Here is a 20835-nt window from a genome sequence, read left to right as displayed (position 1 = left end):
TATATGGTAAACAAGGTCTGTTAGGTACTTGTCTAAATTTAAATGGGTATAAATTGGAGGATTGCTAAAAGGTGAATTTGATAATAATGAATAAAATTTCGAATAGGAGACAGTTTTCTATTTTTTCACTTCAAAAATAGACTGGCCCATCTAGTTTCAGCATACACATTTCTCTAACAAATTTAACCCAGTAAGTGAAGGAACAAGTTTCTCTTTTGGATAACGTGACGCAGTAAGAACAAGAAATGAATTTAGCGAAAGTAATGGATGGAATACGAAAAAAGTCTTGGAAAACCAGTATTTGACGAAGGATTTCTTACACGCATAGCGCCACAGCTAGATACAGAAACACGTTTATAGGAGTAGCATCAAAAGGAGCTGAAACCGAAATATTTGCCTTTGATCAGAAATAAAAAAACAAAAGTTATATATTAGACTTTTAGTTTTTTATTGATTAATTTAGGAACTAAACTGAAACTCTCGCATAATATGGTAATTAGGAAAAACAGTTTTGGAAACAAAGCGTCCTTTCCATCGGGGCAACCCGAAGGGAAGACCGATGTCTTCCCGCCCTACATAAAAAGACCACCTTAGGGTGGTCTTTTTGGTTCTGGTGCAAAAATCATTTAATAACATGCCTATCAGGTTAAGAATACAAATCACCCCATGCCCATTGACTTAAGAACTCCTACTACCCCCAAGTGTGAAAAAACTTTATTCTTTCTAAATAGCTAACTAAAAAAGATGCCATTTTTTATGAATCTTTCAATCTTCTTCGAAAGTAAACTTTTGAATAGAAATTCACTTTCCATTTCATCAATAAGAAAAACCACAGCAATTGCTGTGGTTTTTCTTATTGCCCTGGCTAAAACTATGTTGTAAATACTCATGGCATTGTATGTTGAATTTCAATTATAAGTTCCAATGTAAACTTTTAATTTGCTTACATTCATATCCCCTTAAATATTAACTTCAACCCAAATCCACTGGTACCATTAAAACCACTAACAAAAGTATATATTCAAAGCACTATAAATAAAGAGACTAAAATACCTATTAATAACTATTTACTATTCTGTTTTTTATCAATATTCGTAATCAAAGAAGCTCAAACCATATATGGGGTACAGGCACATCGCTATCAAGCTAAAATTTTATAGTACCCCCAGAACGAAATTTTGTATTAACTTGTAACAAAAAATCTCATTTTTTCGTTTTAGGGTAATTCTGAATTCTTAAGTTGATAGGCATGGGATGGGACCTCTAGAATTTAATAATCTATTCATATCAATAAATTAGAACAACGATATTAAATGTAAATTAAACCTTTCTAACCTTCTGTCTACCATTTTTAAATTTAGAAAATGGTAACAATTTCTTAAAATATACTATTAGAGTCTAGATGTTTTAAATAAAAATTTATATAAAATGTAGAAGAAGACAGCCGTCAGAGCGCCTTGCCATAAACTTATGTTATACGAAAGAAATGGATGTTTTTTAAAAAAAATATATATAAGTATTGCAGAGCCAAATGGAATAGAAACTGCTAATCCAAATGAAATCCGGCTTTTCCAATTCATTTTTACATCAAAAGAAAAACCTTTTAATATATGAAAAATAATATAAATGCCCCCAGTAAGGATTGTGACAGATAATAAAGTACCTAATATATCAAATGATACACCTTGAAGTGCATGTTTTTTTGGAGAAACTGAAATTATCATTGCGGATATAGTATCTATTCCAAATTGCATAGCCAATAATAGACTTACAATAAAGCCTATAGATGCAAATTTTTCAAACATTGTTTGCTTAGGTAACGCAGTAATTAATTCGTCACAATATGCTTGTAAATCATCTCCAAAAATATCGTAAGCCGTTTTACCTTCTTTTTGAGACTCGAGAAGATGATCTAAAATCTCTAATAATAGTTCTTCCGATTGTTGCTCCGGAACATTGGAACAACGTATATACACCAAGATGTTCCCATAAGCCAATTCATTTTCTTTTGTTAGCAGTTTTCTTTTTTCATTGTTAACTTTGATCATTTCCTCAGGTTTCACTGTTTTTTCTCCCCTTTAATAACTGATTTACAGTTGTCGATACCATATCCCAACTTTCCTTAAATAACTCTAATTGATCTAACCCCTTCTTTGTTAAGTGATAATACTTACGCTTAGGTCCTAAATTAGAAGCTTTTAAAGTTCCCTCAATGAGTTTTTCTTTCTGCATGCGTAATAAAAGTGGATAAATACTGCCTTCGCTTACAAATGTAAAGCCATATTGATTTAACTTTGCGCTTAATTCATACCCATATACCTCGTCTTGTGAGATGATATATAAAATACAGCCTTCTAATACACCCTTTAGCATTTGGCTATGCATCAATTCATCTCCTTTCAGTATGTTGCTATACAAGTTAGCTTACTTTTAAATTGTAGCATCAAGTAACTTGTTTTGCAAGTTACTTGACAGTCATTAAACAAATAGTAAAAATAAGATGTAAATTGCTTTTGATCACTATTTTAAGTTTAATTCTCGAACCACAATGTAATATTTCAATTTTTAAATTAAAAACCTTAAATTAATTCAATACATTTTTTATTAGTGAGATCCCGTCTCATCGCCATTAAGTTGAAAATTAATTGGTGCACAAAACGTAAAAAACGAACCGAATTCACATAAATAACTGTAGAGAGATCAAATTTTCGTTTTGGGGGTATTTCAAAATATTAGCTTGATAGCGATGTGATGCTACCCCTATAAGACCTTTCCATTTTTTTATTTAACATAATTCACCTCCAAAAAACTACTGTCATAACTAATAGATGCACAATATAAGTAAAGTAATACAATATAAAATTGTCATTAATAAAATTCTTTGAATCAATCAAAATCTCAAAATTAAACCAATATCATAATTTAAAAAACATCTCATACTACAAAAGAAATATATTCAAATCCAAAAGCTTTGCTCGAAAATCCCAATAAAAAGGGGAATAAAAGGTGGGCAAGATTCATAAGTAGGATTTTCTATAAAGTTAGAAAAATAGACAACAGACATAATTTATAAATCACTATATACATCAAAAAACTTTAAAAGCCGTTCCAAATAAAGGACAAGCCGCATTTATTAGTAGTAACCCCATTAATGAAAGGAGGATGTTTTAATAGAATGGGTAAATACAACTATTACGAGAAATATAACGATTGTTCATGGAATAAACAACGTAAAAAGTATCACTTTGAGGATTGTAACGATTATTCATCATATAAAAAATGTGATGATCCTTATATTAAAGTACGTGTAGATTGTTGTGATTCTAACAGAGATAATACAAGGGAATCAGCATTCAGAGCTACTAGCGCTACTAACCAAGCAGTTGCAGCAAATTCAACGATTCAAGTATTGTATCAGAATGAACAATTTGACTTAGCAAATGAATATAATACTACTACATCCAAATTTATTCCTAAAAAAGAAGGGGTTTATAACATTATAGGATCTGTACATTTTCAACCAACTATACAGACTACTCCTTATCAAATAACTGTATCTATTTCAGTAAACGGTGTGTCTATAGGACCCGATAAGGAAAGCCATGGTGCAGTAAATATAGCAGGCATTACAAGAGATACTATTGTGGAAACAGTTGATATCTTAAGATTAAATGCCGGGGATATAGTTGAAATAGTTGCTACACCTAGTTTAGCTGGCCAATTTTTAGCAGGTAACGGCACACGTTTTGCAGCATCTAGAATTCCATCTCCTTCCAAATAGCAAATACAGTAGTTCAAATTGTGGAAGGCACCTTAGGGTGTCTTTTCTTTTTTAAAAGGACCTGCTCAATTACTCTATAAAAACATAAAATAAAATGAACCCGTTAAGACACTTGAGTGAACCCTTGTTTTACCCTCTTACCAAAAGGAGGATCTATTATGGGATTTGGTGGTAGTTGTGGCGGCGGCTTTGCTGGTGGCTTTGCTTTATTAGTTGTATTATTTATTTTATTAATCATAGTTGGAGCTGCTTGCTTCTGCTAAAAAACCATCAGAAAAGACACTCTTATATGAGTGTCTTTTCTTTATTCCTAAACAAACTTTCTCATTCATTCCACAAAAACATACAGTAATATAAACCCAGTAAAACCTTCGGATGTTAATTCTATAAACAAACAAAAGATGTGACCATGGTAAAAGAAATACTTATTCATCGCACACCACAAATCTAACTGGAACATATTAATTATATTAAGAAGAAAATGATGTTATTATTAAACAACTTTCATATTCACATAAAAAATCCACACTTAACTAGACTCATATACTCACACCATCCTTTCTAGACGAGCATAAGATGTACTAACGAACGAAAGGGGGTAATTTTATGGGTTTTGGTTTTGGTGGAGGTTGTGATTTTAATAGATGTGATGATCGGAGAGATCATCATAGAGATCATCACAGAAAAGAAGAGAACAATAGACAGGTGAATAATAATCCAGAATTAGCACAGTTCTTACACACATTAACTCCTGGTACTTGTATTGTTATTCAATATGATTGCCAACCACCTACAAGTGCAACATTCCAAGGTTTTCAAGGGAACAACGTAATTATTTTATCTGACTTTGATTGTTTCCCTGGATTAGCACGTATTGCGATTAACAGAATTAACGTAATCTCTATAAATTCACCTGATTGTAATCGATTCTGTTGCAAGCGTAAGCATTGTAGAGAAGATGAGCATAAACATGATCATAGCGATGATTATTAAAAATGTATGAATAGAAATACCTTTCCTTTAATTTTATAAGCCACTTTGCAGAAAAAACACCTATTAAAAAATAGGTGTTTTTTCTTTCCTAAATTTAATGAACTGAACGTAAATAACAAACCATTCCATATATCGGACATATACTATTGTAAGGTCGGCATCCAAATGACCCAAATAAATACCCACGCCAAGAAATAAAACTACAAAGTATTTCTTGGCACCTTTTACATAAAACAAATAAATTTACTAAAAATGTACAAGTTAATTACCAAATTATTCTTATTATATAAATAAGGATTAATGGATCCTATAACACCAATCCACAAAGTTATATATATTTAACTATCTAAGTTTATAAACCTAATTAAAAGTGATTCGTTTTGAAAAAAACAATTCATGTGCTAATTCTCCCACAGTAAATTTTTTCATTCGATTAACCATCATAATCATTTCATTTAATCTTTTCGCCCTAGACAACGTATCTCCTACATAACTATGACATAATTTGGAGGCGTTATAATATATAGTCATGGGAAAAAATTCATCTTTATTTTTTGTTTTATCTAGATTTCTTTAAATTATTTCTAACCGCACTTCCCGAAAGAATTCTCCTGACTCAAGCGTGTGCAAGGCGATAGCCCAACCGTAAGTGAAAGATGAATTACGGTTGGCGTAAGCCAACATATTTGATACCATATACTTTTGTACAAATTGTTTAAAATGTGTTATAAACCTGCTCACAAGTTGCGGCTGTTGGTTGAAAAAAACAGTGTTTTTTATAACGTCCGACAAGAGGCTGATTATACCATTGTTGAGGACAATCGGCTGGTGGCCTAAAATACCATAAACTAAATTTTCCAGGCCAATACCTCTCTCCATTGATTACTCGACGAGCTAAGCGTTTTTCACTTTCTCTTGCTCTTTGATAGAAATAACCATGAGTAACAGCTTCAAATGCGTGTTCTTGGAAAATCATTTGTCTAATGGTACGAAGATTTTTAAAATCGGAACAATTAGCTCTTATTCGGTTAATTCCTACATTTCCGACAAGCAACATACCCTGAGTCCCTTCTCCTTCAGCTTCTGCTCTCAGTAATCTCGCTAAAAGTGCAATATCTACATCTGTAGCGTTAACAACCCCCATGACTTCACCTCCATTATATTTTCTTCTTATTAGTATTGCTTATTAGTTAGGATAATGACTTTTTGCATAATATAGATTGGTATGTCTGCGAAGTATGGCAGATAATTACTCTTGAATATGGACTCTTTCATGGAAGGATTTGTATTGTTATTGATATGGGGCTTAAAGGTAGAACAACAGGTGAAGAAGAATTGCTAAATAAACTCATGAATAGAGGTATTCATAAGGATTATTTAGTTTCAATAGTTGAGTTTACTTATTTATATTTACTTTTGAAAAATATGATTCAAGTTAGTATTTTATCTTTTTCCGACATGCGTTTCCTCAAAATAAATAGAGAGACACTTGTCTCTCTTCAAAAAGTACTTTTGGGAATTTTAAATTGTCCCTCTTAGTATCAAACCTAGAACGGCCATAATTATCGTACTGATAATAATCCGTAAAATCCATGAGGTATTCGTGCTGATTTTTTCTAATTGCTTATTAATTGTAGAAATGTCTTTCTCGTTAATTATTATTCGAGTTTCTAAATTACGAATATCACGCATGATCTCTTTTTGTTCTGATTTTAGACTGTCAATTTTCACATTTATGTCTTCCATATACTCACGCCCTTATAATATCTTAATAGAACAGTCTTTATATATTATGAGACAACCTTTTTCGCTGTGAATGTATACGAGTTATTTCCAAGTTGAATCTTTATTTTATACATCTTTCCCGATCGTATTAATCATTACTAAACTAGTACAAGCATTTGTTAATTGACTGACGGTTGTACTAATTAATCAAATTCGGATGTTTTGTTAGAACTTAAATCGAATCTCAACTACATTCTTCATATTTTAATATTATCAATAAAAAGTTTAGAAAATCCATGAACAAAAAACGAGTGTAGTGAGAAAACGCTCTTTTAAAGAATTTTATCAATTTCAATGGTTATTACTGCCTCTATGTTTACACGTACAGAACATTAAGTGTCCATCTTGTTCAATAGAAAGAGAGCATCCATGAGGGTAGATGCTCTTAATGTAAGAGGAGTTCTAACTGAAAATTAGAATAGGAGGAGGAGTGATCAAGCTCGTCCTCTATTCTAATATATGCTTGTTCTCCTTGAAAGGTGAAAAATAAAAAGACACCTTAATTAGGTGTCTTTTCGGGTATAAGAGATAGATACTATGTGAAAAGCCTTTCTGTATCATTGTATGATTATCAATTCTCATTATACATAAAATAGCTTTTAAATACGTTTATTGTGTATTTTTATAGTAATTGATTTTTTCGCGAATAGCGGTCACAATAAATCCCTCAATAGTGCTGTTTGTTTCTTCGACTATTTTATTAAGTACTTGATATTCTTTACTGGAAATCGTAATTGATTTTGTCCCACTACTGCTATCTAAATAGACGCTATTATTAACACGTTTCACTAATTTTCCTTCAATATAGATAAAGCTGAATTTTAAAAGGAAAATAACGAAAGATAACATGGCGCTAATTAAGGAAGATGAATTCTAATTTCGTTCATATTAATATTAGTTGTATAATTTATATACAACTAATATTAATAACATGTTATGGACACCTTTTTATACGAAAAGATATTAAATTGAATTGAATTGAATTTAATTGGTGATGTATACGTTGATTTGAACAAGCCCTACCTTTACGCTCCTTGAGGAAGGAGTCTTCTTGGCTAAAATGATAAATTCTAATGAAAAAATTATTAGTAGGCTTAATCATTGATACGAACTAACTTGTTTTTTAATCATTTCCCATATATTTAAATAGACCTGTTTTACTCCACTCCTGTATTGTTAATTTATTTGCACAATTCAATTCAAATTTACATATACTACTATGCACATGTATTCAGATTACATTTGGGCGTGTGATCTGAAACCTACTTTTTAAAAAGCGCTATATAAGCGCTTTTTTTCATGCATAAGTAAGTTCCATAAAATGGGGTTTTTATACAAAAGATACACAATTAAACAAACATATGATATATTGCATCCTTTCTTTTTAGAGTGGATAGTCATTACAGAAGGGCACTTTTCGAAGGGCTCTTACAATTACATACCAAATAGCGTTTTTGTTAAACCTTCACTTTAATCCACTTTATTTATGGTATAATCTGTATAATTAATTTTTTCAAGAAAGGCTAAAGTAATGAGAAAATACTTCGGTTTCGTTTCAATGTTGTTAACTTCAATTTTATTTTTCAGTTCTTTTTCTAGGTATATCCACTTTGATTTTTTTACTGCTATTTTTATACTCTCTATCTCAATTGTTTTAGCTATTCTTGCTCCAAAAGGCGATACAGCAAAAAAAATTACTTTTACTATGTTAATCATTTTAGGTATTTTAATTGCTTGCGTATTAATTATCGCTACTATTATTGGCGCAGGGTTAGCTGAATCACAGCTACAACATTTGAAATAATTCTTTTTCTCATAAATGACGATTTTGTTCAATAAAAAGAGAACATCCGGGGTAGCAGATGCTCTTAATACGATTGGAGTTTTAACTGGATAAATGGAATAGGGTGCAGTTAAGCTCGTCCTATACTTTAATATATATGAAAAGTGAAAAGTAAAAAGACACCTTTATTAGGTGTCTTTTCAGAGTGCCGGAGGTAACCTATATGTTGGATATACCTTCTATATCATTGTATGACCATCAATTCTTATTATGCCTAAAAAGGTTTTAAATACGTTGATGTGAACTACTCGCCACTTAGCAAAGCTTGAAGTCGGAGCTTCTCAATTCCGTGACGAAAGTAACCTTTCGACTCCCTGAGCGTTACTTCGGGGTGTTCCACCCCTAGATGTCCAACGCATGGATGCTCTTTTGGTACGGTTGCTATTTTACGCAGGAACCGAATGGCTTGGTTTTCGTACTCTATTTTCTTCCTGCAGCCTTCTATATCAAGTTATCAAAGAACTTCATATAGCTAGTTTATCAAAGTTTTTTGGCTATGCCAAACCGAAATTCATCTCCCACCTATCGTTGGGATACGCCCTTCACACACTTGAGGAAGGAGAATTCTTTCGGGGAATACGTTAAATTTTAGTGAAGAAATATTAATAGGCTTAATCATTACATCATTGATACGAACCAACTTGTTTTTTGAAGTATTCTCCATATATTTAAATACAACCTATTAATTTTTTGGGATTCATGTTAAATTTATACTCTTTCCCGCCGTTCATAAATACTTTTACTCCACTCCGTTATTGTTAATTTATTTGCACAATTCAACTCAAATTTTCATATGCTACTGTGTACTACACATACAGCTAGATCACCTATGGGCAGGCATGATCTAAAGTCCACCTTTTAAAGTGCGCTATATAAGCGCTTTTTTTCATGCATAAATAATCTCTACAAAATGAAATTATTATTATTATATTCCCTTCCGAATAACATTTCCAATCCGGTTTATACTATAACTGTAGCTTTAAAGTTACACAACCTAACTTGTAGGGCCTAATTTTCCTTTGTACAACAAGTCGTTAGCTAGTCAAGCTGGCTGCTTTGTTGTGCTAAATGAAGTTTTCACTCGAATTTACGCTTCAATTCGTTCCATACCAAGCACACACCTTTTTAGAGTAATAATATCAGTATGTCCAAGTTTTATAGATTTTTTGCACAAGAACCAAAAATAATTTTTATTAAACCAATTTCATATTTACATAAAAAATCCACACTTAACTAGACTCCTATACTCACACCATCCTTTCTAGACGAGCATAAGATGTACTAACGAACGAAAGGGGGTAATTTTGATGGGTTTTGGTTTTGGGGGAGGTTGTGATTTCAATAGATGTGATGATCGGAGAGATCATCATAGAGATCATCACCGAAAAGAAGAGAACAATAGACAGGTGAATAATAATCCAGAGTTATTACAATTCTTAAGAACATTAACTCCTGGTACTTGTCTTGTTATTCAATATGATTGTCAACCACCTACAAGTGGAACATTCCAAGGTTTTCAAGGAAACAACGTAATCATTTTATCTGACTTTGATTGTTTCCCAGGATTGGCACGTATTGCAATTAACAAAATTAATGTAATCTCTATAAATTCACCTGATTGTGATCGTTTCTGCTGTAAACGTCGCAGACATTGTAAAGAATGTGACGAACATAAACATGATCATAGAGAAGATTAATAAATTTTAATTAAAGGAAAAATCTTTCCCTTAATTTATAAGCCAATTTGCAAGAAAAAACACCTATTAAAAAATAGGTGTTTTTTCTTTCCTAACTTCATTGAACTGAACGTAAATAACAAACCATTCCATATATCGGACATATACTATTGTAAGGTCGGCATCCAAATGACCCAAATAAATACCCACGCCAAGAAATAAAACTACAAATTATTTCTTGGCACCTTTTACATAAAACAAAGAATTATTAAAAATGTACAAACCTAATTGAAAATCTGTACATATAATGTATTCTACCTTTCTATTATTATATTGATGGGATTTATCTTATATAAATCCCTTCTTTTTAAAATATTTAAATATTTCATTCAACCTACATAACATAATAATCCCTAAAAACAAAATAATCCCTAAAAACAAAATAAGAAAAGATAAGAGTCTTCCCCTCTTATCTTTTCCTAATATTTATTAAAAATTCTATTAAACTACTCGTTGAATACTAATAGCATCTAGGCTTGTCATATTAAGGTTCGCAGCAGCATCCACCCAAATAAGAAATCTATCCTCTATACGAATAAAGACTCCTATTCCATCGATCTGATCTCCATCTGAAAAACTCTAATTTTATCGCCTTCCCGTAAAGCATTTAATCTTCTTCGTCTTTTAAGATTCCCCAATTCCCTTATTTCCTCACGGTCTCTTTTTCTTCGATTTCTATTACATTCATCACATTCACACCTACGTTCAAAAGACATTTAACATACCCCCTTTTTCCTAAAACACTTATTTGCACTATATATTATGAAAGAAATACTTTAATGGATTAGATGTTCTTCCTTTATCAATTGCCCAATTAGCTAATTTATTTAAAATAAAAATTACTAATTTCAACAATTGTACAAGCCATTTTGTATTACTTACATACATTAACAATGAGATGATAATCATCTTACACCCCAAAACCCTAAATTACCTGTTCGGTAACTATCTTTAAAAGATAGAAAAAAGGACAGTTTTTAACTGTCCTTTTTTATTTTTACTAAGATACATATTTTAGAAATTAAACACCCCTTACTAATAAATACATATATTATATAGCGCCCCAACACACTGATAGATACAACTTCATTAACAAAGAAAGGACTTATTTTCTATCTGCCAAGAATTTAGGCTCTTTTTACACTGTTTTACACCCGTTTACATTAATATCCAGATGTTATTTCCCTTCCATATATCAATTCTACGCTTTTTATCCTACATTTATTAGTCATGAGAATTTCTATCACCCTCAAAAAATATTCTTAGCGCTGTTAAAATTTTCTTAACGTGAGCTTTTGGAGTCTGTGGTCTGCCCCCTTCACAATCAAGCTAATAAAAAGAAATGCCCCTAAAATCGCTTAATTTGATAGGTATTTTGTGAGACACCCCTCAGAACAGGTTTCATTTAAATTCTATATACCTCTTTCAAATAGATACAATCTGTGCGTTAGAACCGGATTTACTATTAATACAAAAATACTATCATTGGATTATCACAAAACAAAACACACAATAGTAAAGGGATAACATATTATATAATGCTAAATAAATTTCATGTAAGGTAACTGTATATATTCCTATAATAAAGTATCCACGTAGGAGGTAGTTATATGTTTGATGAAAATGAAATACTTCAAGCTAATGCATTGAATCCAAATTTAATTGGCCCTACACTTCCACCAATTCCGCCATTTACTCTACCAACAGGAGGGACGGGCCCAACGGGAGCAACAGGAGCAACTGAAAGTTGTCTTTGTGATTGCTGCGTTTTACCTATGCAGAACGTTTTACAACAACTTATTGGGGAAACAGTAATTCTTGGCACTATTGCAGACGCGCCCAACGTCCCCCTCTTTTCTTTTTATTTACTATCACTTCCGTAAATGATTTTTTAGTTACAGTTACAGATGGTATCACATCCTTTGTGGTCAATATTTCTGATGTAATAGGGGTAGGATTTTTACCACCAGGGCCATCTATAATATTATATTACTTCCACCTGTAGACTCAGGATGCGAATGTGATTGTCGTGAACGACCAATTAGGGAATTACTAGATACGCTTATTGGTTCTACAGTGAATCTTTTAGCAAATACTGGTTCTACTGCAGCAAATTTTAACGTGGAACAAACAGGTCTTGGTATCGTTCTAGGTACTTTACCTATAAATCCAACTACAATCGTTAGGTTTGCTATTTCAACCTGCAAAATTACAGCTGTGAACATTCTCTAAAATTTAGAGATGTATAATAAAAAATAGCACCAAATGCCTATCTATCACCCTAACATTTTGAAGTACCCCCATAATGAAAACTCTCTTCATTATTAACTACTGATAACAAGAGAAATGTGAAATATACCCTTTTTAAAATAAATATAAGGTAGAATTTTTATTTTTAGGTATATTACATGGGCTGGAGTTAAAAGTCAGTTTTTTGTTTCTCAACTATTTATACGGAATTTTCTATTATTTCGTTTGTCATTTCCAATGAACCTTGATAAAATATGAATTACATATCGAAACACCCTTATTGGATACCTGCGCCTCTCTGTGCAGGTATTATTGATGTTAGTTTTTAAATAAAGAATACATTTTTCTCATTCCTTCCTGATGCTTTCACGCATCGAAATATCATTTCTCTTTCAAGAAAATCCAAATCATTTTCAACATTTGCAATTCGTCTAAAGGTATCCATTTAACATCGGTTTAATTTTCATCTAGATTATCTGAAAGACAAGGTATCTCCCCTTCTTTTAACTCATATTCAAAAATCATTGTTAACGAAGGAACTGTTCCACACTTCTCTTTATTTTTAAAAGGTGCATGTTCATATAAAAATTTAACTTCCTAATGTTTTTTCGCCTGTTCATCCAAGTATAGGTGGATGCAGCCATACAATGGGAAGGAACTTTAGCATGAGTATGGTCTTATTTATTAGACAGTTCCTACATATTCATACAAATTCAGGTAAACAAAATGATCCAACTTTATTTTAAATCTAGTATCTTTTCTTTCTTATATTCTTTTTAATGTATTCATAAATTTTATCCATGACAAACGTTTCATGTTCTATCCAAATGGCTTCAGCTTCTTCTAATGTAACTACTCTTACTAATTTCTCAATTGCTGTGTCTTTAACTAAAAATGTAGCTACAGCACCTGTAACTGTTGAATATTTACTGATAACTAAATTTATAATGTTATCAATCTCTAATACTGTATCGTTATGAGAACCATTCTCATTTTGACTACTTTTGTTTGTTATTTCTTTATCAGACAGTTCTTTTAATCGGGAATTTAGAGTGAATTCTATATAACCTATTGGAGAACTAATATCTGAACGAAATCTTATATCCTCAATTATTTCTAATACAATTTCTTTATGAGCTTCCCATTTTTTTAACACTTTAGGAAATACTTTTTCTTTACAGCGTTCTTCAAATCTTTTAATTTTTTGTTCAAATGTATTGGGCTGTTGAAATTTATCTAAATTCTTTTCAAAATGAACTAAATTGTTATCTTTCTTTTTTTGGCTATAGATAATAAATTTGATTTTTTGTACTTTCCTGCCTAATTTAATTTCTTCAAATTCAAAAGAAATATCTGTTTTTTGATTCAATTCTTTTTGAGATGGTTTTAACACACGTTGCTTAAAATTTGCATAGTTAGGGTATATATCCATTGCATCTAAGTAATACCTTAAATTTTCAAGACTAATTGTACGTTCCTTTAAATCTTCATATTGTTTTAGTAGTTCATAAATACGTATAGCGTATGTACTTTTCAATTTAATAACATTAGCTAATCTATAGCTTGTAAACTTGTTGCTTAATTCTAATAGAAATGGCTTTAATAGTGGATCGAAACGCATATCAATTGTTCCTTTATTTCTGTTGTAAATTGCTGAAGACAGCCAAGATACCTGTATCAGCTCTTCCCCAGTACGAATTTCAATTACTTTTGATAATAATTCTTTAGTAATTTTACTTAACTCCGAATATTTAGTAGATCCATTTAGACCAAGTAGATCATGAAAATGTTTAATCGAGAATGTGTAGGTTTTAAAATCCCAATCATTAGGTTCAATATTACTAGCCAAACAAAGTAATATTTTTTGTTCTACTAAATTCAAACGTGAATTTGCTTCAATTAAAGTATTTGATTTTGAAACAATATTATTTTCTTTAATCTGCAAATCTTTACTATCAGACATACCTACATACGTCCCTTCTTTCTTACCTCTACTGTTCTACTAACTATAACAAATATATTCCTTTTGTTACAATTTATTTTTTACCAATTCAGAAAATTCAATTCTCACTATTACAGTTAAAAAAACCTTTGCTATATACATAAGTATTCCGAAAGTCATTTGAATAGCAATATTATTTTGAAAATATTTACAGTTATAAAGTATATAACCAAATTTGTTATCTTTAGAACTGTTTTGTTATGCTTAAAATCAGATTTGTTATTTTTAGAACCATTTTTGTTATAGTTAAAACTATTACCTTTAGAACTATTTTTACTAAAGTTAAGCAACCAAATTTGTTATCTTTAGAACTGTTTTATTATGCTTAAAATCGAATTTGTTATTTTTAGAACCATTTTTGTTATAGTTAAAACTATTATCTTTAGAACTATTTTCGCTAGAGTTAAGCAACCAAATTTGTTATCTTTAGAACTGTTTTATTATGCTTAAAATCAAATTTGTTATTTTTAGAACCATTTTTGTTATAGTTAAAACTATTATCTTTAGAACTACTTTTGCTAGAGTTAAGCAACCAAATTTGTTACCTTCAGAAATGTTTTTGCTAGAGTTAGGCAACCAAATTTATTACCTTTAAAACCATTTTTGTTATGATTAAAACCATTTTTGTTATGATTAAAACCATTTTTGTTATGATTAAAACCATTTTGGTTACCTTTAAAACCATCTTTGTTATAGTTAAGCAACTAAATTTGTTACCTTTAAAACCATTTTTGTTATGATTAAAACCATTTTTGTTATCTTTAAAACCACTTTTGTTATAATTAGGAGTTATAATCCCTTATATATCAAGACATTCCATGCCCTTAAAACATATAAACATATAAACATATAAAACATATAAAAGAATTAATATATAAAACAAGTAAAACATGAAGTATTGAATGCATACACTTATTATCATTTTTTAAATAAAATTCCCATGTTATAAAACCAAATTTGTTATATTTAGCTTAAATAGACAAATGAACGTTAATTAACCACAAATCATTTAGGAATATTTAACTGGCATTTTAGTTATATACTTGATTAAAAATTCATACAATAAAAAAGCCCCAAAAAAGGGCCTTATGAGTTTCATTAGAAAGGAATGTTTTCTATATAGTATATGCTTGTTGCAATAAAATGTGAAAAAATACATAATAGTCTCATTTGGCGGAGAAGTGAAGTAGCTTAATTGGGATGGAGGAATAGTTGAAGGTATCCTTTGTATGGAGATGCTGTTTTATGAAGATTAAGACTCAGTATCACGAACTTTTTTAGAAAAGTTCCTGAATCTTCCGAAAAATAATAAATAATCTAGATTGACACTCCCTTGACTAAAGTTGAGAGCTTTAATTCTAACGGATTAACGAACCAAAATCTTGGATGACTGAGAGTTCACAATCCATTTTTTGTCGTAAGGAAATACATATAATGGCGTTTTCTATCGATTATGGGTATGAATGTATATTTGGTTAGCAATAATTTCGGTAAGACCCCGTTTCTTAGTAAAACAATGATCTGTTCCTTAATGTTATTTAGGTATTATACTTGTCTGATTGAGATGCCTACAGATATCTTTTTTCTTTTTGCAATTACAATCGGTTAGGTTGTATTTTATTCCCCTGCGTTAACACTGGTCTTTGAAACATGAAAAGACCGCAAGGCTTTTTGAAAAAGCACTTTGCAGCCATATAATTTCTATTCTTTTTTAAATGAAAATCGATTGTATTCTCTGCTGATTTAAAGGTACGATATAAATATATTTAACTACCTAACTTTTATATATGTTTAATCAAATCTTCAGGAATCGCTTGTTGACCTCAAGTGTACGTTTGTTGAATCCGTTTTCAAAATTATTTTTTACCTGTTTTATTTTGTCCATATATAAGATTAAGAAGCTGCATATATTCATCTTCTTGTCCGATGTCAAATCGTTTCCCTTCAATCATTTTTCCATATACTTTTTTAGTCATAATTAAAGAATGAATTGCATCTGTTAATTGATATTCCCCCCCAACACCAGGTTGAATGTTTTTTAATAAAGGAAAAATATCAGGCGTAAAAACATATCTACCAATTACTGCAAGATTAGATGGAGGATTTACTTTTGGCTTTTCTATTATATTTGTAATATTCATATAATTACCCTTTACAATATTCCCTTCAATAATACCATACTTCTCTATGCACTCATCTGGTACCGTATGAATGCCTATTACACTATTTTTCGTCTCTTTATAAATACTAATTAACTGATTTAAAGCAGTTTCTTTATCCGAAACTACAATATCATCTGGCAAGAGTACAGCAAAAGGTTCATTACCAATAAATGTTTCACCTAATTTTATCGCCTCACCAAGTCCTCTCGCATATGGCTGCCTTATATAATGGATTTGAACATTAGGAATAGCAAGCCCTTTTAACAAATGGGATTTTTTTTCTTTTTCTAAAAAAGCCTCCAATTCTAATGAATAATCAAAGTAATCCACTATTAAATCCTTTCTGCTAGAAAGTACAATTAATATTTGCTCAATACCTGACTTTACAGCCTCTTCCACAATATAATGAATCGCAGGTTTATTACCTATTGGAAACATTTCTTTTGGAATTACCTTTGTAATTGGAAGGCTCCTTGTGCCGTAACCAGCGGCTGGAATGATTGCTTTTTTTATCACTAATCTCTCACTCCCTCGAGTGTTTACAATATTAATATTCAGTAACCTCCTTACCTGCGCATGACGATTCCAAAAGAGGCTTTTACCTTCTGATTGCTTTCATTGCTTATATGAATAGGCCTTTCATTTGTCACCAATCCAACTTGTCCCTCAATATACTGTAACAACTAGTACTATTGTACTAAGTTCAGAGAGGTGATTATCATATGGATATATGTATTATAGGCTCTGGTTATGTGGGAATCACATCAGCAGCAGTATTAGCAGATTTAGGTCATGATGTTATATGTGTAGATAAGGATCAAGAAAAAATTCGTTCTCTCCAAAAGGGGGAATGCCCCATTTATGAACCAGATTTAGAGGAGCTTATTCACAAAAATAGAAACAGATTACAATTCAGTTATGATATCGATAATGCGATTCGACAATCACCCGTTATTTTTATCGCTGTAGGAACCCCTTCTACATCAAGTGGAAAGACGGATTTAAAATATCTTTATTCCGTCATTGACCTACTAGTTCCAGCTATAACATCGTATAAAACTATTATTACGAAAAGTACAGTTCCACCAGGTACAAATCAACAATTATATGAAACACTTATTAAACGTGGGGTTTCATCGGCCTTATTCAATATTGTTTCCAATCCTGAATTTCTTCGCGAAGGCACTGCTGTTCACGATATGCTCATTCCAGATAGAACTATTATAGGTATCCAAAAAGGTGACACAAAGTCGTTAAAAATTATGCAGGATATATATAAAGGGATTAGCGCGCCTTTCCTTTGTACAGGTTTAAATGAAGCAGAGATGATTAAATATACATCTAATGTATTTTTGGCTACCAAAATATCTTTTATAAATGAAATTTCTCGAATTTGTGATGCGTATAACATTGATATTGTTGAAGTGGCAAAAGGAATTGGTTATGACTTTCGAATTAACCCTCATTTTCTTCAGGCGGGAATGGGGTATGGAGGATCCTGCTTCCCAAAAGACTTACATTCACTCATTTATACAGCAAATGATAGGCACGTAGCAGTTCCTATTTTACAAGCTGTACAATCCATTAACTCCACACAGATAGATCTCTATGTTGAAAAAATTAAAAAAGCTATAAAAGAACCTTCTTCAAAAAAAATAACGGTTTTAGGAATTGCCTTTAAGCCAAATACTGATGATATTCGTAGCTCCCTTGCCGTAACACTTCTTGAAAAGTTAATCCCTCATGGCTATGATCTACATGCTTATGACCCCAAAGCTTTTCTTCCTTCACATTTAAAAAGACAAGTTACCCAGCATGATAACCTAGAATCTTCAATCACAAATTCTGATTGTATTATTATCGCCACGGACTGGAATGAATTTAAAACACTTAATTGGAAACAAGTCAAACAAGTTATGAAGGGATGCACAATCGTGGATGGACGCAATTGCATTGAAAAAGATGAAATAGAAAAATACGGATTACAATATATTGGAGTGGGTCGGTCATGAAAATACTTGTAACAGGAGCCGCTGGTTTCATTGGCTCACATTTGTGTCAAGCGTTACTTAAAAATAGTGCATATCATGTAGTTGGAATTGATCATTTCATCGGTCCTACTCCAGCTACTTTAAAGACAGGTAATATACAATCTCTCGAATTGAATTCACGTTTTCAATTCATACGAGAAGACATTCTAAATACAGATTTATCAAAACTTTTACAAGATATAGATGTTGTTTATCATCTAGCTGCCATTCCTGGTGTGAGATCAAGTTGGGGAAAAGATTTTCAGCCTTATGTTACAAATAACATAATGGTTACACAGCAGTTACTTGAAGCCTGTAAACACATAAAATTAGATAAATTCATTCACATATCCACATCTTCTATTTATGGTGAAAAATCTGGCGCAGTTTCTGAAGATTTATTACCTACCCCTCTATCTCCATACGGTGTTACCAAATTAAGTGGTGAGCACTTATGTCATGTTTATCACAAAAATTTTCACATACCAATTGTTATTTTAAGATATTTCACTGTGTATGGGCCAAGGCAGCGTCCTGATATGGCATTTCATAGATTAATTAAACAACTACTAGAAGATAAACCTCTCACAATATTTGGTGATGGAACACAAACACGTGATTTTACCTATATTGATGACTGTATACGAGGAACGGTGGCCGCTTTAGAGACCAAAAAAAATATAATAGGTGAAGTTATCAATATCGGTGGAAAAGAACAAGCATCCATTTTAGATATCATTTCTATGTTAGAAAAAATATCAGGGAAATCAGCAACCAAAAATTTTCTAAAATCAGTTCCTGGAGAACCGAAGCAGACATGGGCGGATATATCTAAGGCCAGTACATTACTGCAATATTCTCCAACAGTTTCTCTATCCGACGGACTGGAAGCAGAATATCAATATATAAAACAACTATACAAAGGGGATTAGTTTATGAAAATTGCATATATATGTACAGAAAAATTACCATCTCCCGCGATTAAAGGTGGAGCAATTCAAATGATGATTGATGGGGTGTCCCCCTATATAAGTCAAGATTATGAACTTACTATTTTCTCTATTTCAGATCCAAGTCTTCCAAATCAAAAAACACAAGACAATGTCAATTACGTGTATTTGCCTCAAAAAGATTATGAACAGCATGTTATAAGAACACTCCAAACCAATATCTTTGATATTATACATGTCTTTAATCGTCCTAAAAATATACCTCTATATAAACAAGCTTCTCCACACAGTAAATTTGTATTAGGTCTTCATAACGATATGTTTGCTGAACATAAACTATCTATTTGTGAAGGCAATCTTATTATTGAAATGGTTACCGCCATTGTGACTGTTAGTAACTATATTAAACAAACTGTGATTGAGAGGTTTCCACAAGCTGAAGAAAAGATTTCCATTGTCTACTCTGGTGTTAATTTAAAACACTCTCCCGCCATCTGGACACCAACAGGACAAAAGATAAGAAATGCATTTCGGACAAAATACGGTATCCAAGATAAAAAAGTGATTCTATTTGTTGGCCGATTATGCAAAAATAAAGGTCCAGACTTGCTCATTCAAGCTATGAGGAAGATTATTCAAACGCATAAAGATACGGTACTTGTAATTGTTGGTGGTAAATGGTTTAGTGATAACCGAGTAAATAAATATGTTAAAAAGCTATATAGAATGGCTAGGCCAATTAAAGAACACGTAATTTTCACCAAATTTATTCCTGCAGATCAAATTCATAATATATTTCTAATGGGGGATATATTTATATGTAGCTCACAATGGAACGAACCATTGGCACGTGTTCATTATGAAGCAATGGCCGCTGGAATCCCAATTATTACAACAAACCGTGGGGGAAATGCAGAAGTTATAACAGATGAATATAACGGCTGCCTAGTAGAACAATATGATAACCCAATGGAGTTTGCCAGACTTGTCCAGGCTTTGTTATCTCAAAGAGAATTTGCACAATGGATTGCTGAAAACGGAAGAAAAATTGTGGAGGAAAACTTTACATTTAAGCATACAGCAAAAAAACTAGATCAGGTATATAAACAAGTAGCAGAATCTACTAATCAACCTGCTAGAAATCTAATACGCCCTCTCAAAATTCTAATTGTTTAAACTGCCCAGCATTTAACGTTCTGATGGGCTATTTGAATTAAGGGATTCCTAAACGGTTTCTAACTAATTAAGCTATTCCTGTAGTTCCTAGGGGTAAGAGGTGGAGCGCTTTGTTGCTAAGATTCTG

Annotated in this window: 17 protein-coding genes and 4 pseudogenes; 10 read left to right on the top strand and 11 right to left on the bottom strand. The window is 31.6% G+C overall.

The window, feature by feature from the left end; translation table 11 throughout:
• Positions 1-140: 140 nt before the first annotated feature.
• Positions 141-302, top strand: a pseudogene (locus FS802_RS32080) (Y-family DNA polymerase); the annotation flags it as partial.
• A gap of 1089 nt (positions 303-1391) precedes the next feature.
• On the opposite strand, the gene FS802_RS17825 reads toward FS802_RS32080, so the two are convergent.
• Both FS802_RS17825 and FS802_RS17820 read right to left on the bottom strand, forming a co-directional pair.
• Positions 1392-2063 (bottom strand): DUF1129 family protein, encoded by a 672-nt coding sequence (locus FS802_RS17825; protein ID WP_098708020.1) that lies wholly within the window; start codon positions 2061-2063, stop codon positions 1392-1394.
• The gene (locus tag FS802_RS17820; RefSeq protein WP_098154906.1) at positions 2053-2385 is read right to left on the bottom strand and encodes a PadR family transcriptional regulator; all 333 of its coding nucleotides are present in this window, start codon (positions 2383-2385) and stop codon (positions 2053-2055) included. The genes FS802_RS17825 and FS802_RS17820 overlap by 11 nt, the downstream gene beginning before the upstream one ends.
• A gap of 790 nt (positions 2386-3175) precedes the next feature.
• On the opposite strand from FS802_RS17820, the gene FS802_RS17815 reads away from it, so the two are divergent.
• The 3 genes from FS802_RS17815 (at position 3176) to FS802_RS17805 (ending at position 4774) form a co-directional block, all read left to right on the top strand.
• A complete protein-coding gene (locus FS802_RS17815) occupies positions 3176-3781 on the top strand; it encodes a hypothetical protein (RefSeq protein WP_255291351.1) in 606 nt (201 codons plus the stop codon).
• Between the two features lie 158 nt (positions 3782-3939).
• Positions 3940-4044, top strand: a complete 105-nt coding sequence (locus FS802_RS17810; protein WP_000505684.1) for a YjcZ family sporulation protein — start codon at positions 3940-3942, stop codon at positions 4042-4044.
• A 343-nt stretch (positions 4045-4387) separates the two neighbouring features.
• Positions 4388-4774 (top strand): hypothetical protein, encoded by a 387-nt coding sequence (locus FS802_RS17805; RefSeq protein ID WP_098708022.1) that lies wholly within the window; start codon positions 4388-4390, stop codon positions 4772-4774.
• Positions 4775-5489: 715 nt separating this feature from the next.
• Here the strand turns inward: FS802_RS17805 and FS802_RS17800 are convergent.
• Positions 5490-5918, bottom strand: a complete 429-nt coding sequence (locus FS802_RS17800) for a cell wall hydrolase (protein ID WP_098654888.1) — start codon at positions 5916-5918, stop codon at positions 5490-5492.
• A 62-nt stretch (positions 5919-5980) separates the two neighbouring features.
• Between FS802_RS17800 and FS802_RS17795 the strand changes: the two genes are divergently transcribed.
• Positions 5981-6313 (top strand): hypothetical protein, encoded by a 333-nt coding sequence (locus FS802_RS17795; RefSeq protein ID WP_260989077.1) that lies wholly within the window; start codon positions 5981-5983, stop codon positions 6311-6313.
• On the opposite strand, the gene FS802_RS17790 is transcribed toward FS802_RS17795, so the two are convergent.
• From FS802_RS17790 to FS802_RS31190, 3 genes and pseudogenes are all read right to left on the bottom strand, one after another.
• Positions 6296-6520 carry a hemolysin XhlA family protein gene (locus FS802_RS17790; RefSeq protein ID WP_098823259.1) on the bottom strand — a complete coding sequence of 75 codons (225 nt, stop codon included), beginning with the start codon at positions 6518-6520 and terminating at the stop codon, positions 6296-6298. The two genes, FS802_RS17795 and FS802_RS17790, sit on opposite strands and share 18 nt — an antisense overlap.
• A gap of 648 nt (positions 6521-7168) precedes the next feature.
• Positions 7169-7363 (bottom strand): annotated as a pseudogene (locus FS802_RS17785) (DNA-binding protein); the annotation flags it as partial.
• Positions 7364-8029: 666 nt separating this feature from the next.
• Positions 8030-8275 (bottom strand): hypothetical protein, encoded by a 246-nt coding sequence (locus FS802_RS31190; RefSeq protein ID WP_186367225.1) that lies wholly within the window; start codon positions 8273-8275, stop codon positions 8030-8032.
• A gap of 1434 nt (positions 8276-9709) precedes the next feature.
• Here FS802_RS31190 and FS802_RS17770 point away from each other — a divergent pair.
• Positions 9710-10099: a hypothetical protein gene (locus tag FS802_RS17770; protein WP_098654893.1), complete on the top strand. Its 390-nt coding sequence runs from the start codon at positions 9710-9712 to the stop codon at positions 10097-10099.
• Positions 10100-10579: 480 nt separating this feature from the next.
• On the opposite strand, the pseudogene FS802_RS31660 reads toward FS802_RS17770, so the two are convergent.
• Positions 10580-10854, bottom strand: a pseudogene (locus FS802_RS31660) (hypothetical protein).
• 37 nt (positions 10855-10891) lie between these two features.
• Positions 10892-11047, bottom strand: coding sequence for a hypothetical protein (locus FS802_RS31185; RefSeq protein WP_180236359.1), 156 nt, complete (start codon positions 11045-11047; stop codon positions 10892-10894).
• Between the two features lie 701 nt (positions 11048-11748).
• Here FS802_RS31185 and FS802_RS31960 point away from each other — a divergent pair.
• A pseudogene (locus FS802_RS31960) lies at positions 11749-12370 on the top strand (exosporium leader peptide-containing protein).
• 766 nt (positions 12371-13136) lie between these two features.
• Here FS802_RS31960 and FS802_RS17750 read toward each other — a convergent pair.
• The 3 genes from FS802_RS17750 to FS802_RS17740 form a co-directional block, all read right to left on the bottom strand.
• A complete protein-coding gene (locus FS802_RS17750; RefSeq protein WP_098655091.1) occupies positions 13137-14351 on the bottom strand; it encodes a replication initiation protein in 1215 nt (404 codons plus the stop codon).
• 1634 nt (positions 14352-15985) lie between these two features.
• Entirely contained in the window at positions 15986-16156 is a 171-nt protein-coding gene (locus FS802_RS32075; protein ID WP_371410395.1) for a DDE-type integrase/transposase/recombinase, read from the bottom strand.
• Between the two features lie 90 nt (positions 16157-16246).
• Positions 16247-17068 carry a UTP--glucose-1-phosphate uridylyltransferase gene (locus FS802_RS17740; RefSeq protein WP_098655090.1) on the bottom strand — a complete coding sequence of 274 codons (822 nt, stop codon included), beginning with the start codon at positions 17066-17068 and terminating at the stop codon, positions 16247-16249.
• Between the two features lie 206 nt (positions 17069-17274).
• Here FS802_RS17740 and FS802_RS17735 point away from each other — a divergent pair, with 206 nt between their 5' ends.
• The 3 genes from FS802_RS17735 to FS802_RS17725 are packed head-to-tail and all read left to right on the top strand — an operon-like array spanning position 17275 to position 20708.
• Entirely contained in the window at positions 17275-18564 is a 1290-nt protein-coding gene (locus tag FS802_RS17735) for a UDP-glucose dehydrogenase family protein (RefSeq protein WP_098655089.1), read from the top strand.
• Entirely contained in the window at positions 18561-19514 is a 954-nt protein-coding gene (locus FS802_RS17730; RefSeq protein ID WP_098655088.1) for an NAD-dependent epimerase/dehydratase family protein, read from the top strand. The genes FS802_RS17735 and FS802_RS17730 overlap by 4 nt, the downstream gene beginning before the upstream one ends.
• Positions 19515-19517: 3 nt before the next feature.
• Positions 19518-20708 carry a glycosyltransferase family 4 protein gene (locus FS802_RS17725; protein WP_098720611.1) on the top strand — a complete coding sequence of 397 codons (1191 nt, stop codon included), beginning with the start codon at positions 19518-19520 and terminating at the stop codon, positions 20706-20708.
• The last annotated feature ends 127 nt before the right edge of the window (positions 20709-20835 follow it).

The organism is Bacillus sp. DE0042, from assembly GCF_007680225.1.
In the GTDB taxonomy this organism is placed as follows: domain Bacteria; phylum Bacillota; class Bacilli; order Bacillales; family Bacillaceae_G; genus Bacillus_A; species Bacillus_A wiedmannii.
The sequence above is the reverse complement of the archived record's forward strand: the minus strand, read 5'-3'. Positions and strand labels throughout refer to the sequence as shown.

Bases quoted from the DNA above. Each gene is read 5' to 3' on its own strand.
- FS802_RS17820 (WP_098154906.1), bottom strand. From the start codon at position 2,385: ATGCATAGCCAAATGCTAAAGGGTGTATTAGAAGGCTGTATTTTATAT.
- FS802_RS17815 (WP_255291351.1), top strand. From the start codon at position 3,176: ATGGGTAAATACAACTATTACGAGAAATATAACGATTGTTCATGGAAT.
- FS802_RS17810 (WP_000505684.1), top strand. From the start codon at position 3,940: ATGGGATTTGGTGGTAGTTGTGGCGGCGGCTTTGCTGGTGGCTTTGCT.
- FS802_RS17805 (WP_098708022.1), top strand. From the start codon at position 4,388: ATGGGTTTTGGTTTTGGTGGAGGTTGTGATTTTAATAGATGTGATGAT.
- FS802_RS17800 (WP_098654888.1), bottom strand. From the start codon at position 5,918: ATGGGGGTTGTTAACGCTACAGATGTAGATATTGCACTTTTAGCGAGA.
- FS802_RS17790 (WP_098823259.1), bottom strand. From the start codon at position 6,520: ATGGAAGACATAAATGTGAAAATTGACAGTCTAAAATCAGAACAAAAA.
- FS802_RS31190 (WP_186367225.1), bottom strand. From the start codon at position 8,275: ATGATTAACATAGTAAAAGTAATTTTTTTTGCTGTATCGCCTTTTGGA.
- FS802_RS17770 (WP_098654893.1), top strand. From the start codon at position 9,710: ATGGGTTTTGGTTTTGGGGGAGGTTGTGATTTCAATAGATGTGATGAT.
- FS802_RS31185 (WP_180236359.1), bottom strand. From the start codon at position 11,047: ATGATTATCATCTCATTGTTAATGTATGTAAGTAATACAAAATGGCTT.
- FS802_RS17750 (WP_098655091.1), bottom strand. From the start codon at position 14,351: ATGTCTGATAGTAAAGATTTGCAGATTAAAGAAAATAATATTGTTTCA.
- FS802_RS17735 (WP_098655089.1), top strand. From the start codon at position 17,275: ATGGATATATGTATTATAGGCTCTGGTTATGTGGGAATCACATCAGCA.
- FS802_RS17730 (WP_098655088.1), top strand. From the start codon at position 18,561: ATGAAAATACTTGTAACAGGAGCCGCTGGTTTCATTGGCTCACATTTG.
- FS802_RS17725 (WP_098720611.1), top strand. From the start codon at position 19,518: ATGAAAATTGCATATATATGTACAGAAAAATTACCATCTCCCGCGATT.